The sequence below is a fragment of the Microbulbifer hydrolyticus genome (assembly GCF_009931115.1).
Lineage (GTDB): Bacteria > Pseudomonadota > Gammaproteobacteria > Pseudomonadales > Cellvibrionaceae > Microbulbifer > Microbulbifer hydrolyticus.
Window position 1 is genome coordinate 2,062,014 of the sequence record NZ_CP047491.1, and the last position, 14,194, is coordinate 2,076,207.

At 55.1% G+C, this 14,194-nt stretch carries 10 protein-coding genes and 3 tRNA genes; 8 read left to right on the forward strand and 5 right to left on the reverse strand.

The window, feature by feature from the left end:
- The first annotated feature begins 406 nt into the window (after positions 1-406).
- The 4 genes from GTQ55_RS08665 to GTQ55_RS08680 all read left to right on the forward strand — a co-directional run bounded on the left by GTQ55_RS08665 (position 407) and on the right by GTQ55_RS08680 (position 4,364).
- Positions 407-1,051 carry a response regulator gene (locus tag GTQ55_RS08665; protein ID WP_161858375.1) on the forward strand — a complete coding sequence of 215 codons (645 nt, stop codon included), beginning with the start codon at positions 407-409 and terminating at the stop codon, positions 1,049-1,051.
- Between the two features lie 114 nt (positions 1,052-1,165).
- Positions 1,166-2,980, forward strand: coding sequence for an excinuclease ABC subunit UvrC (gene uvrC / locus GTQ55_RS08670; protein WP_161858376.1), 1,815 nt, complete (start codon positions 1,166-1,168; stop codon positions 2,978-2,980).
- A 102-nt stretch (positions 2,981-3,082) separates the two neighbouring features.
- The gene (gene pgsA, locus GTQ55_RS08675; RefSeq protein WP_161858377.1) at positions 3,083-3,652 is read left to right on the forward strand and encodes a CDP-diacylglycerol--glycerol-3-phosphate 3-phosphatidyltransferase; all 570 of its coding nucleotides are present in this window, start codon (positions 3,083-3,085) and stop codon (positions 3,650-3,652) included.
- 124 nt (positions 3,653-3,776) lie between these two features.
- On the forward strand, positions 3,777-4,364 hold the full coding sequence (locus GTQ55_RS08680; RefSeq protein ID WP_237567894.1) for a GmrSD restriction endonuclease domain-containing protein: 588 nt from the start codon (positions 3,777-3,779) through the stop codon (positions 4,362-4,364).
- Between the two features lie 221 nt (positions 4,365-4,585).
- Here the strand turns inward: GTQ55_RS08680 and GTQ55_RS08685 are convergent.
- The 5 genes from GTQ55_RS08685 to GTQ55_RS08705 form a co-directional block, all read right to left on the reverse strand.
- Positions 4,586-4,672, reverse strand: a tRNA-Leu gene (locus GTQ55_RS08685).
- Positions 4,673-4,744: 72 nt separating this feature from the next.
- Positions 4,745-4,818, reverse strand: a tRNA-Cys gene (locus GTQ55_RS08690).
- A 437-nt stretch (positions 4,819-5,255) separates the two neighbouring features.
- Positions 5,256-6,497 carry a hypothetical protein gene (locus GTQ55_RS08695; protein ID WP_161858379.1) on the reverse strand — a complete coding sequence of 414 codons (1,242 nt, stop codon included), beginning with the start codon at positions 6,495-6,497 and terminating at the stop codon, positions 5,256-5,258.
- 155 nt (positions 6,498-6,652) lie between these two features.
- Positions 6,653-6,729 (reverse strand) — tRNA-Pro (locus GTQ55_RS08700).
- Between the two features lie 155 nt (positions 6,730-6,884).
- Positions 6,885-7,733, reverse strand: coding sequence for an acyl-CoA thioesterase (locus GTQ55_RS08705; protein ID WP_161858380.1), 849 nt, complete (start codon positions 7,731-7,733; stop codon positions 6,885-6,887).
- A gap of 332 nt (positions 7,734-8,065) precedes the next feature.
- On the opposite strand from GTQ55_RS08705, the gene GTQ55_RS08710 reads away from it, so the two are divergent.
- The 4 genes from GTQ55_RS08710 (at position 8,066) to GTQ55_RS08725 (ending at position 14,169) form a co-directional block, all read left to right on the forward strand.
- Entirely contained in the window at positions 8,066-8,764 is a 699-nt protein-coding gene (locus tag GTQ55_RS08710) for a TetR/AcrR family transcriptional regulator (protein WP_237567895.1), read from the forward strand.
- Positions 8,757-9,311 carry a DUF1285 domain-containing protein gene (locus GTQ55_RS08715; RefSeq protein WP_161858381.1) on the forward strand — a complete coding sequence of 185 codons (555 nt, stop codon included), beginning with the start codon at positions 8,757-8,759 and terminating at the stop codon, positions 9,309-9,311. The genes GTQ55_RS08710 and GTQ55_RS08715 overlap by 8 nt, the downstream gene beginning before the upstream one ends.
- Positions 9,312-9,607: 296 nt before the next feature.
- The gene (locus tag GTQ55_RS08720; RefSeq protein WP_161858382.1) at positions 9,608-11,275 is read left to right on the forward strand and encodes a serine/threonine protein kinase; all 1,668 of its coding nucleotides are present in this window, start codon (positions 9,608-9,610) and stop codon (positions 11,273-11,275) included.
- A 173-nt stretch (positions 11,276-11,448) separates the two neighbouring features.
- Positions 11,449-14,169: a TonB-dependent receptor domain-containing protein gene (locus GTQ55_RS08725; protein ID WP_161858383.1), complete on the forward strand. Its 2,721-nt coding sequence runs from the start codon at positions 11,449-11,451 to the stop codon at positions 14,167-14,169.
- Positions 14,170-14,194 lie beyond the last annotated feature (25 nt).

A 14,194-nucleotide genomic window follows, 5' to 3' on the forward strand; every position in this document is an offset into this window, starting at 1 on the left:
CTGCAATTGGCCCTTTAGGACTATTTTCCTGTTGTGGTCATCAGGTGGAAACCGTACGCATCTGAAAACACGCCTTTTTTGAGCGTCCCTGCAGGTGTATTTATGTTCCGTGGATTTCCGGTATAGGCAGCCGCGCTCTGCGCCTGGCAGGATTAACCAGTGTAAGCTTGCTTTCCATTATATTGGCCTGTAAATATCGTCAAAACACTGTCATTTGTCTTGGTTCACTTGCTACTATCTCGCTTTGCAGCAAGACGTTTGTCTGGTATGTTCAATAAGGGCTCTGTGGATGGATCTTTGCGGGAAATACCCGCTGAGCGATAACAAAAAATACGGTTTTGCGCATGGGAGGTTTATTAGGAAATTCTTGCGCAAGGCTGTCTGAAAATCCGTGGTTGGGGCTATTTTGATAAAAGTCTTAGTGGTAGACGATCACGACCTGGTGCGTATGGGAATCTCGCGCATGCTGGGTGACGTCGATGATATCCAGGTAGTTGGTGAAGCCAAGAGTGGCGAAGATGCCATCGCCTTCGTTCGGGAAACAGAAGTCGACGTCATCCTGATGGATGTGAGGATGCCGGGAATGGGCGGGCTTGAGGCTACCCGCAAACTCATCCCCCGGTTCCCCAAGGCCAAGGTCATTGCGGTCAGTGCACTTGATGATGACCTGTTTCCCAGCCGCCTGATCCAGGCGGGTGCTTCGGGTTATGTCACCAAAGGGGCCGACCTTGAAGAGATGGTGCGCGCAATCCGCTATGTCGTCGCGGGTGAGACCTACATCAGCAGCTCCATGGCCACCAAACTGGCGCTGCGCAGCGTAAGCGGGGGTTCGTCACCCTTTGAAGATCTCTCCGAGCGGGAACTGCAGACAGCGGTGATGATCGTGAACGGCAACAAGGTGTCCGAAATCGCCGCGACACTGGCGGTCAGCCCCAAAACAGTCAATACCTACCGATACCGAATTTTTGAAAAACTGGGCCTGCACTCTGATGTCGAGCTCACGCTATTGGCCGTCAAGCACAATGTACTGGACCCGGAAGAAGCGGTTTAGTTCGCAGGCGTTGAGATCAGTGTAAAATCCTGTATCCCTTACCATTTCATTCTATAGTTTTCCTAAGCAGGGGCCTCAAGGCCCCTGTTTTGTTGCTGGTATAAGTAAAAGGCAATGTTCGACAGCAAACGTTTTCTCACCACTGTTACCCGCAAGCCTGGCGTTTATCAGATGTTCGATGCGCAGGGTAAGGTGTTGTATGTCGGTAAAGCCAAGAACCTTCGCAACCGACTGGGCAGCTATTTCAGGGCCAGCGGGCTTACGGCAAAAACCATGGCCCTGGTGGAGAAGATTGCCGATATCGAAGTGACGGTCACCCGCAGTGAGACGGAAGCTCTGGTGCTCGAGCAGAGCCTGATCAAGTCCCAGCGCCCGCCATACAATGTCATGCTGAAAGATGACAAGGGTTACCCTTACATCTTCCTTTCCAGCAAAGACACGTTTCCCCGTATTGCCTTCCACCGTGGCGCCAAGAGAACGAAAGGGGACTACTTCGGGCCCTTTCCAAATGCGTCATCGGTGCGCGAAAGTCTCAACTTTTTACAAAAAACGTTCAGGATCCGATCCTGCGAAGACAGTGTCTTTGCCAACCGCTCGCGTCCCTGCCTTCAGTACCAGATAGAGCGCTGCACGGCACCCTGTGTGGACTACATCAGCGCGGAAGACTACCAGGCGGACGTGCGCCATGCGCAGATGTTTCTGGCGGGGAAAAGTGACAGCATCATCCGTGAGCTTGCGGCGGAAATGGAGAAGGCTTCAGAGTCACTGGAATTCGAACGCGCAGCGCGGCTTCGGGACCAGATTGTCGCGTTGCGTCGCCTGCAGTCTGATCAGGTTGCCGAGAGTGGTGGCGCCGATGTCGATGTTCTTGGGGTAGCAACGTCTGGCGGGATCTGTTGCGTGCACGTTTTGTTTATCCGGCAGGGACGAATACTGGGTAGCCGCAGCTATTACCCCAGTGAAAAGCTCGGCCTGGATGATGCGGCATTATTGTCTGCCTTTATTCCGCAGTTCTACCTCGGTACCAGCCGTGAGCTCCCTCGGCAGATTCTGGTGTCGGAGCCACTGGAGGATCTTGAGGCACTGCAGCAAGCCCTGACCGAACAGGCTGGCAAAGAGATACAGGTGGTTAACCGTCTGCGGGGGAATCGCGCCACCTGGGTGGAAATGGCCCAGCAGGCCGCAACCCAGAACCTGCAAAGCCGCACGGCTTCCCAGCAAAAGCTTCAGGATCGGTTTGAGAACCTCCAGGAAGTGCTTCGGCTCGGTGATTTACCCGAGCGCCTGGAGTGTTTTGATATCAGTCATTCCAGCGGTGAAGCTACCGTAGCGTCCTGCGTGGTGTTTGACACCGGAGGCCCGGTAAAGTCCGACTACCGCCGATTCAACATTGAAGGAATTACCGCAGGCGACGATTACGCAGCGATGGGGCAGGCGCTTAAGCGTCGTTACACGCGACTGTCCAACGGTGAAGGGCGCTTTCCCAATATCTTGCTGATCGACGGCGGCAAGGGGCAAGTGAGCCAGGCGGTGGAAACACTGAACGAGCTTGGCGTCACCGGGGTTCAGATTATCGGCGTGGCCAAGGGCACCACCCGTAAAGCGGGTTTTGAGACGCTGCATGTCGTTGCCGAGGGACGCGAGCTGGTGCTGGAGTCGGACTCGCCGGCATTGCACCTGATCCAGCAGGTGCGCGATGAGGCGCACCGTTTTGCCATTACCGGCCATCGGCAGCGGCGCGACAAAAAGCGTCGGGAGTCGCCGCTGGAGGGCATTCCCGGAGTAGGTCCGGCAAGGCGGCGTGCACTTTTGCACCACTTCGGTGGTTTGCAGGAAATTCTGCGTGCATCGGTCAATGAGTTGGCCAGTGTTGAGGGCGTGAGCCGAAAACTCGCTCAGGATATATACTCGACTCTGCACAACGAGTAGGGTGCACCGATAGAATTCGCCTCTGGCGTTTATTTTTTTACCCCAGATTGCTAAGTTACGCACTGCCGACGATGTGTGTTCAGCGACAGTAGAAGGACCAGCATGACTCTCGCCAATCAATTGACCCTGCTGCGCGTGGCGCTGATTCCCGTTTTCGTACTGGTATTTTATCTTCCCTACAAATGGAGCTATGTTGCCTCCGCCCTGATCTTTTCCATCGCGGCTGCCACCGACTGGCTGGATGGCTATATTGCCCGTAAGCTCAATCAAAGTACGCCGTTTGGGGCCTTCCTTGATCCCGTTGCTGACAAATTGATGGTGGCTACCGCACTGGTACTGCTCGTCGATCTCCACGATCATCGCCTCTTCACTATCGCTGCGGCGGTGATTATCGGGCGTGAAATTGCAGTTTCTGCACTGCGCGAATGGATGGCGGAACTTGGTTTGCGCAGTAGTGTGGCCGTCAGCTACATCGGCAAGATCAAGACTACCGCACAGATGGCAGCGATTATTGTGTTGCTGGCGTTCGATGTACGTGAGTTTCCGGTGATGGAAACCATCGGCTATATCCTGCTCTACGTGGCAGCGGCGCTCACGCTCTGGACGATGGTCGTCTACCTCCGCGCTGCCTGGCCCGCCCTGACTGCTGACGAGCCTGGAAAAAAAGGCTGAGGTAGGGGCCTCTCAACTCCAATTAACTGGCCATTCCACATTTTTCGCGAAAGGTGATTTTCGCGCCGAAAACTATTGTGTACGATCGTTCCATTGAAGTAATAACACGACAATGGAGTGGCCTGTGCAGTGGTCTGGTCTTGTTTCGTTCTGCTTGCCCTTCAAGCGCAATCGCATCCTCCTGACTGGCGTTTTGCTGGGGCTTATTTCATCTGCCGGCTATGCGCAGGATTATGAGCGGCGTGAGTGGCTGCCGCGTTGGTCCGATACGGATCGTGACTGTCAGGATACCCGCCACGAGCTTCTGATCCGCTATTCCCTGGCGCCTGTCACCTATACCAGGCCGGATGGTTGCAAAGTCGCCTCCGGCCTGTGGCTGGATCCGTACACCGGGAATTTCTTTGAGAAAGCATCTGACCTGGATGTGGAGCACATCGTCCCGCTCAAGTGGGCGCACGACCACGGTGCCGCCGGCTGGAGCAGCGAGAAAAAGCGCATGTTCGCAGAAGACCCGGATAACCTTTGGTTGGTCGACGATGGCCGCAACCAAAGTAAAGGGCACCGTGGCCCGGACCAGTGGATGCCACCCTACGGGCCGGTTCGCCGACACTACATCCAGCGATTTATGGCAGTGATGAAAAAATACGGTCTCGAATATACCGCGGAGGAACAGCAGATATTTCTCGCTTTGCTTGAGCGCCGGCACGGCTGAAGTCAGCCTGGCAGGCTCGACAGCAATTCGTTAAATCTACCCTCCATGACCTGCTAGAAAATACGCATCGACAGCGGCGACAACAACATGGTCGCGCTGGCAATGAGTACGGTAAGGATCGCCGTGTTGCTCGTCCCGGTCCGTATCAAAACGGTAATAGGCGCATTTAGAGCACAGCGTGTTTTACACGATTCGGGGAAAGCTTAGGTGAGAAAGGAGGGTGGTGCCCAGAGCCGGACTTGAACCGGCACGTCCCAAAGGACGGGAGATTTTAAGTCTCCTGTGTCTACCAATTCCACCATCCGGGCAGATAGGGCGATCACTGGGATGGAGAACAGGTCCAGTGACGGAGCCAGCCTCAGAGTGGGCTGGAAAGAAAATGGAGGCTAGGGTCGGAATCGAACCGGCGTACACGGAGTTGCAGTCCGCTGCATGACCACTCTGCCACCTAGCCTTAGGTGGTGAAAACGCCGCGGATTCTAGCGGATATGAGGCAAAAATCCTAGCATTTTCTGATACTTACGTGCCGCAGGGCGTGTAAGAGGGCGCTATTCTATGGGTTGTCGGGGATTAGTCAAGGGGAAGTGTTCTGGAAGGTGAGGGTGATGGTTAATTGGTCAGAAGTTCACCGCAGACTCCCTTAATAACTCAGGGCAATACGCGAGAATTTTCTATTGCCAATTGATCTAAAGTTTTCTCGGCCGCGAGCTGGCAATCCCCCGGTGGTGGCTAATACTGAGAGTAGCTGGCTAGCACACATCTCCCCCACGTCGTGTTTAGTAGTGCCGGCCGGGCACCTTCCTCCATACGGGTGCCCAGTGTGTTGTAAGGATGAAATCCTCCAAGTTTCACTCCTAATGGTCTTGGCCCTGACGCTCTCCCCCCCCGTCGTCAGGGCTTTTTTTTGCCTGAAAGAAATGTTCGCTCCAGTTGTGGCAGCGGGCCTCCCGCAGCTTCCTCGGCCATGCTGCGGAATTTATCGAGCGTTACTTTTCCGCGCTCCTCCGCGAGGGCTGTAACCACATCATCCAGGCTGCGTTTGCCGTCGCTGGACTTCTGAATCTCCTGGTCTATCTCATGTAATACCACCACAGCTCTGGCGGTGATGGGGCCGGACGAGCGCTTTACCAGCAGGTTGGGAGATTCTTCGCCCCAATCGGCGAGTTCCGCCAGAGCCTCGTCGTATCGTCGCTGACTGATACCGCCGGTGCGTCGAAGTGTCTCCAGCGAGTAGTACTCCGCAATGCCCTCTACAATCCAGTCGCTTTCTTTATCCCCACGGATACCGGTCGCCACATGCACAAGCTCATGCAGCATGCTGCTGGTGCGGTTACCTGAAATTAGCGGCCTGTCGGCATGCATGAACAGGGAGCGCGTGCCGGAAAGTCCGCCGCGCCACATAGGGTCGCCTGCGATGACGACCAGCAGCTGTTTCGGGAATTGTGGAAACACCTTCTTCAGTTCAGGCAGTGTCCAGCTCAGGAACGCCAGCGTGTCCTGCCGGCGGATTCCCTTGCCGAGTGGTCCCGCAATCACGGTATCGGTTCCGTCGATCACATCCTGGCGGCTGCCGATATGACCGGCTATCAGCCAGCCTTTTGGCCGAATAAAGCGGCGGCCCGGGTCTTTGAGCTTAAAAGTCCCATTGTCGGTTTTGTTATACGGTGCCAGTACATTCCAGCCTTCGGGGGCTTCGATCTCCAGTATGGCCCTGGACTTAAGACGCTTTGGAGCCTTGGCAGCAATCGGCGGGATCAGCTTGTCGCTGCGCAGAATGGACCATTTGTCGGTGATTCGTGAGTCGTAACGTCCGGATGACTTCTTCTCATCGATCACAAAATCGTAGGAAACGCTGGACGAGTCGGCAGCGGGCTCCCAGATTGCTTTGTCACCCTCGATACTAACGATTTCGGTTCCCGTCAGGTTTTTATGCCGCTCGGGATTCAGATGTAAGGTGAGCCTGCCGGGAAGCTGGTCGCCCTTGAGGTTGATGGATACATGAGCAACACCGCGCGCCGGATCAAGCCGGGCCTTGTACAGGATGTTGTAGTACTCGGTGTCTTTCGCCGCGGCGCAGGCAGCGGCAGAGACTAGCAGGGCGGCGCTCAGGAGCGCGCGAAAAATCCAGGGCATCAATTCGGGACTCTACTTGTAATGCTTGTGTAGTCAATGTCATGCGCGACCATACCGCCGCGCCTAGTCCATCTGACAGCGTACAAGCGTAACAGTGCCATTTGAGGATGCTCAAATACTGAATAAATAGAAAGAGGGGGGGGAGGGAAAAGAAATGGTCGGTGAGAGAGGATTCGAACCTCCGACCCCTTCGTCCCGAACGAAGTGCGCTACCAGGCTGCGCTACTCACCGACTTGTTGAGCATTGATTTCGCCGCGTGTTGCCATCGGACTAATGCTCTGGGCTTCGTTGTGAAGCGGGCGGCATTATAACAGCCGCGACGCCTCTGTAAACCACTGATTTCATTAAATTTAGCACTCGGTCGCCAGAACGCCCGGGTACCGGGATCAGTCCTTGATCTGGCGGATCAGGCCTTCCTGGGTTGTCGAGGCTACCAGGCGTCCATCACGGGAGAAAATCTGTCCACGACAGTAACCGCGAGCGCCACTGGCCGAGGGGCTGTCGGTCACATACAACAGCCAGTCATCGGCGCGGAACGGGCGGTGGAACCACATCGCATGGTCCAGGCTGGCAGGCATCAGGTGGGGGTCGAACAGGCTGATGGGGTGCGGTTGCAGGGCCGTGCCAAGTAGCGCCATGTCGGACGCATAGCAGAGTGCGCTGCGGTGCTCGATCGGACTGTCTGACAGCTTACTGTCCACCTTGAACCAGAACAAGCAGCGAGGCTCGCGCACGGCGTTGTCAAAGTAGCTCATTGGATCAACTGGGCGAAAATCGACCATATAGCGCCGCTGGTTTTGCGCAGCGCCATTCATTCCTGCCTCTTCGGCAAGTTGCTGGGTGTTTTTCAGGGTTTCGGGTTGCTTCACGCCTTCCGTGGGCATTTCCGCCTGATGATCGAACCCTGGCTCCTCGATATGGAAGGATGCCGACATATTAAAGATCGCTTTGCCATTCTGTTGCGCAACAACCCGTCGGGTGGTGAAGCTGCCGCCATCACGGATCCGGTCCACGTCATAGATGACAGGCATCTCGCTGGAACCCGGGCGCAGGAAGTAGGCGTGCAGGGAATGGGGAAGGCGGTCCTCAACCGTACGCGCGGCGGCCATCAGGGCCTGGCCCAGTACCTGGCCACCGAACAACACCTTGCGGTAATTTTCCACGTGGGCTCGGCTGCGGTACAGATTGCTGTCCAGTCTTTCGACGTCCAGTAGCTTGCTCAAAGAGTCCTGCATGAGATGGCCACCTATCCTATTAGTTGTGGGTTCTTCGCGAGCCGGCTTCAGTGGGGCTCCGGGTAACGGGCAATGATAGCAAGTAATGGCTCCGTAGCTATTGCGGATCCTCTCAGCCCCGCTGTCATTAACTGCTGAGCGGATGGACTTCCAGAACTCCGGTGTCTCGGAGGCTGGTGGATATCGGGCTGCCGCCAATGAAAGGCGCACAGTCTTGCGCATTCGGCGCCGGTTGCATCGAATTTCTTTTCCATCGCTAGGGAATTGCCTATCATTCATGAATGGATAGTCAATTTCAGTCTACAAATTCACGGACAGCTAAGGTCGGAAGTATGGATAAGGCAAAAGAGAAGGTTCAGCGTTTTCGCGCGCGAGAGCAGCGTATCCTGGATGCGGCACTGGAGCTGCTTCTGGAGCACGGCGAGGAAAAAGTAACCGTTGAGCAGATCGCCGAGCGGGTAGATATCGGTAAAGGCACCATCTACAAGCACTTCATCTCCAAGACCGAGATCTACATGCGCCTGCTGATGGACTATGAAAAATCGCTCACTGAGCGCCTGAAGAGCGCCGTTGCCACCGCAGAGCAAGGTGATATCACGGCTCCCGCGCGCGCCTATTTCGAGTGCCGAATGGCGGATCCTGCGCGCGATCGCTTGTTCCAGCGGCTTGAGGAAAAGATTATCGCGCTGAATTTGGCGCCAGAGATGATTGCGGAGCTGCACGCGCTGCGAAACTCCAATGCGTCAGCGCTAAACCGCGTGTTTGAGCGCCGTATGGAGCAGGGCGTACTGAAAAAAGTACCGGCGTACTATTACTACTCCACGTACTGGGCCCTGGTGCAGGGTGCGGTAGAGCTCTACCACTCCAAGTCTTTCTCCGACGTGATTGAGGATCGTGAAGGCCTGATGGAGTTCATCATGGATGTCGGGGTGCATATTGGCGACATGTCTGGCCGACGCGCTACAGGCCCGTCTTCCGTCGGCGATCAACCCCAAACACCATCTTCCACCCCGGGCAGCAGCTTTGGCTGAGCCACTTTTTAAGCAGCTCGAAAAGCTCCAGGAGGAATTCCGCGGCCACCCGCCGGTGGCCAAGTGGAATCCGGAGCTTTGCGGTGACATGGATCTTGTCATCCAGGCAGATGGCCATTGGATCCATGAAGGTACTGAAATCAAGCGCCAGCCGCTCGTGAAGCTTTTCGCGAGTATCCTGAAGCGGGAAGGGCGCCATTACTTCCTGGTTACCCCAGTCGAGAAGTGGCGTATCCGTGTTGAAGACGTTCCTTTTCTGGTCACCCAGGCCGCGCGCGAGGGCGACCAGGTACTTCTCACGACGAATACCGGGGATGTCATTCCCCTTGATAAGTCTCATCCTCTGATTCTTAAGCCCTACGGTGACCCACCCCAGCCTATCCCCTATATAAAAGTGCGCGGAGATCTCGAAGGACGAATGTCGCGCGACGTGTATTACCAGTTAATCGATTGGGCCGAGCCGCGGCCACCGCAGGAGCCGCCTGCTCGCCTTTGCCAACTGTGGCTGAAAAGTAATGGCGAAGAGTTTTTATTGGGCGAGTACTGAGCCCATAGGCGACATCACCAGTCACGCGATCACTGCCCAGAATCTAGTTGCTCACGTTGTTCGTTTTCTATCCTCCATAGATGACTCTGAAACATATAAGAAATAATTCAGAAATATCAGCGACATATTAAATTCACATTGACACGTTTTTGTATTAAATCCCCTTAATTTTTCTTCACTTCGTTCATTCGTAACATTTTCGCAACACGCCATTCCTAGACTCCCCCTCGTCCAATTTGCTTTGGCAGAAAAAAATATTCACGGATTAATTCACTTCATCCTTGTTAGGGGGATACATGAAACTTGTAACCAAGAAGCTGCTGCTTGCTGCTGCTGTCACCGGGCTGCTGGCTGGCTGTGACAGCGGCGGCATCAACATTGCTCCGGTTAATGAAGACAACTCTGTAGATAACTCTACTGGCGGCGGCGACAACGGTGGCGTTGACAGTAATCCGTGTGCTGCTTACGAGAAAGCCGGTAGCGTCAAGCAGGGCACTTTCGATGGTGTCAACTGTATTTATAGCGCTGCGTTTGTAGATTCTGGCAACCCGCTTACCGTTGACCTGGTAATCCCTGCACTGGAAAACGGTGGTGCTCACATCTTCGAAGGCAGCCTCTTCGTCGGCAATAACTACGACGATGACACAACGATGGCTGCGGCCGGAATTGCTGAAGGCGGTGATGGTGCACAGCTGACGGTTCAGGCCGGTGCAACGGTAGCTTTCCCGAACAGCACCAAGTTTATGGTTGTTAACCGTGGTTCTCAGGTTTTTGCCGTCGGTACCGCTCAGGATCCAATCACTTTCACGTCCCTCTCCGACGTAGAAGGTACCGTAGGTCCCGAAGATGTACAGCAGTGGGGCGGTATGGTGATCAACGGCTTTGGTATCACCAACAAATGTGCCTACGACGCCGAGCTGAAAACCTCCGAGTGTCACGTATTGGCCGAAGGTGCTGCCGGTAAAGATCAGTCCAACTACGGTGGTGACAACAATAGCGACAGCTCCGGTCAGCTTGAATATGTGCGCGTGAAACACACCGGCGCGGAAGTGGCCAATGGCGACGAACTGAACGGCATCACCTTCAGTGCCGTAGGCTCCGGCACCATGGTTAAAAACCTGCAAGTCTATTCCACGTACGACGACGGTATCGAAATGTTCGGTGGTGCAGTCAGCTTTGAAAACTATCTGGCCATGTACGTTCGTGATGATTCCATCGATATCGACGAAGGCTGGAGCGGATCCATCACCAACGCGCTGGTTATCCAGAGTGCAACAGACGGCAACCACTGTATCGAGTCTGACGGTATCGGTTCCTACTCTACCGACAGCGCGAGTGACATCGAGCGCAACACCAATGTGGTTGCAGCCGGTCTCAACAGTCGCCCGGTAATCGATGGTCTTACCTGCATTATCTCTGCCCAGTCTGGTGGTACTCACGACCCGGGTGCCGGCTGGCGCTTCCGCGAAGGCATTTTTCCGATGATCACCAATTCCATGGTGATCGGCTCCTTTGCCGCCGACGAAAATGGTGAGGAAGGCAGCAACTACTGCCTGCGTGTAGAGAGCGATGAAACGATCGCTGCGCTGGAGGCGGGTGTCGAGGCGGGTATCACCTCCAACATCTTTGCCTGTGCCGACAAGACCAAAGGTGGCCCGGTCGGCGCACAAGATCTGGAAGCCTGGGCAGTTGCCAATGGCAACGTGTTCGCAACCGTGCCTGGCGATGCAGCACTGAACCCGACGGCTATGGCCGATACCGGGTTCCAGGTTTTGGAAGGCCCGCTGTCCGTGTTCTCCATCGATACCGCAAGCATGCTGGTTAACGACGCTGCAATCGGTATTACGCCGGTTGAGCGCGCCTACCTGGGTGCTCTGAATGCCAGCGATACGGACTGGACTGCCGGATGGACTTATGGTCTGCACGAAGGCAGCCGCGCACAAGCCCTGTGGTTTGAGCAATAGGAACTGAAGGTGGTTGGGGGAGACCTCGACCAAGAAGGGCGCCGCCTTCACTAACTGGAGTCGGCGCCCTGTTTGATTCTGAGCCGGGATGGTAAAGAAATACCCGCTGGCGTAGTCAGACTAAAAACTGTCAGACAAGTAGAAAAATACAGGAACGATAAGAGGCCTGGGAAATGGTAAATAATGAAATTTTTCAACGAGCGCCGCTGGTATTGGCTATCGCCACGGCCTCCATCATTGCTCCTAATGCATTTGCACAAGCGGAAACGGACGCGGTGGTTGTAGCGCAGCCGCAACTCGAAGAAGTGATGGTTCAGGGGCGCCTGAGAGACTCTGCAGAAATGCTGGTGAGCGAGCGTCTGCAAGAAGAAGTGGTAACCGACATTCTCGGTTCCGAAATGATTGGCCGAATAGGGGACTCTACCGTCGCCGCAGCACTGCGCCGGGTGTCAGGCCTATCTCTGGTCAATGACAAATTTGTATACGTCCGCGGCCTGGGTGAGCGCTATTCCAGCACCACTTTGAATGGTGCTACCGTCCCGTCGCCGGACCTGACCCGCAACGTTATCCCGCTGGACATTTTCCCGACCTCGGTCGTAGAGTCTCTAGCGGTTCAAAAAACCTATTCCGCGGATCAGGCCGCCACCTTCGGTGGTGGCAACGTAAACATCCGCACCAAGGGCATTCCGGAAGACCTGACTTTTTCCATTGAAATTGGCAGTGGAATGAACAGTGAAACCGACGGGGATGTACTCTCGTACAGCGGTGGTGGTGATGATAACTTCGGGACCGACGATGGCTCGCGAGCGCTGTCCAGTGAACTGAAATCAGCGCTGCGCCGTTTCAACGGTGACCTGGGTGTGCAGGATATTCGCAAAGTCCTGGAGCGCGAAGGTAACGAATACGGATCTCCGTCAGAAGCGATTGCGGCAGCTCAGCAGGTCAATCGTGCGCTCGCGCTGAACCTCAATCGAGACGTCGAGCTTACGGAAGAATCCAGTGATCCGGATATGGATTTCAAAGCCAGTGTGGGCAACCGTTTCTATGTTGGCGATGACTGGGAAGTTGGTGTACTCGCCGGTGGTTCCTACAAGAATCAGTGGCGTGAAGCAGAGACCTTCAAGCGCAGCTACGGTTTCCCTGATGAACGGACTGATACCCAGAATACTTCTACCCATTCCGTGGATATCAGCGGTAACCTAAACGTCGGTATCCGATACGCAGACGAGCAGGAGATTACCCTGACCAGTTTGTATCTGCGCAATACGGACGACGACGTAGTAATTCGTGACTTCTTTAACGAAAACCGGCAGATCTCTGACGGTCGTGGCTTCCGCGAATACACGCTGAAGTACGAAGAGCGCGATATGCAGGTAAACCAGGTAAAAGGTAGCCACCTTGTTGGGCCTGCTACAAGATCTCTTGTGCCGGGTGGCTTGCTGGACAGGGCCCCGGAAGAGCTGGTGGTGGACTGGTTCTACTCCGATGCGACCGCCCGCACGGACACGCCCAACGAGGTGACGATTAATGCAGACGCCATCACCAATGCGACTGGTGAGGTGGTTTCTTCCTCTGTCAGCGTGGGTGTAAACAGCTCCGCCTTCCGCTTCACCGAACTGGAAGATCATGTAATTAATTACGGATGGAGCGCAACTCTGCCGCTGGAGTTCTCCCGCTCTTCACTGGAGCTGACCGGTGGCTATGCGCGTACCGAGAAGGGGCGCACCTACAAACAGACGGAATTCCGTCTGGGTGCCCTGAGCGTCGATGACCAGAGCTCGCTGGGTGGTAATCTGAACGACATCTTTGGCGATAGCCAGATAACAAACCCGGATAACAACTACGTATTCGACACCGCTGGCGCTGACAACCAGAGTTATATCGCAGCAACCCTGACTGATGCCGCTTTCGGTAAGGCGGACTGGACCTGGAACGAAACCTGGCGCCTGTCCGCCGGTGCCCGCTGGGAGGAATATAACCAGGCTGCACTCAACTGGAATCCCCACGGCTACACGCTTGACGACCCTCAGATCACCAATGATCCCGAAGAGCTTGAGGATGCAACCTATGCAGAGGAGGCCGTATATCCGTCTCTGTCCCTGACCTATATGGGCAACCTGTGGGCCGAAACTTTCCAGCTGCGCTTCGGTGCAAGCAAGACCGCGGTTCGACCCGACCTTCGTGAAATTACCGATGCGATCTACATCGATCCGATTACCGGTGAGCAAATCAAGGGTAACCGTGATGTCCGTCCGTCTGAAATCACCAACTTTGATGTTCGCGGTGAATGGTTCTTCGATAACGGCGATAACCTGACGGTGTCTGCTTTCTATAAAGACATCCTTAACCCGATCGAGTTCTTCGAGCTGGCGTCGAGTGATACCAACACGGCGCGTGAGATTATCAATGCCGAGTCCGGCGAGATTACCGGTATTGAAATTGAGGGTATGAAAACCCTCGGATTCATGGGCGAGGTAATGGACAGTTTCTTCCTGCAAGGTAACCTGACCGTTCAGGAGACTGAGCTGGTGGCAGGTGCCAAAGCGGACGAGCCAACCAGTCCTGTACGCGAGATGACCGGCGCCTCGGACTATGTGGTTAACATGGTACTGGGTTTCGACTCTCCGGATGGTAATCACTCGGCTACCCTGGGTTATAACGTGTTTGGCGATCGCCTTTACCTGGCGGGCCGCAACAGTGCTCCGGATGCGTACGAGCTACCGTTCCACTCCCTGGACCTGACTTACTCCTGGTATCCGACCGAGGAAGTCATTATCAAGGCGAAGTTTCAGAACCTGTTGGATGAAGCGATTGAGATCGAGCGCGCCCACGTGATCGTCTTCGAAGAAAAGCCCGGGCAATCGTTCTCTCTCAGCGCTCAGTACCAGTTCTAACGCTTTAGCAAGAAGAAACCTAAGC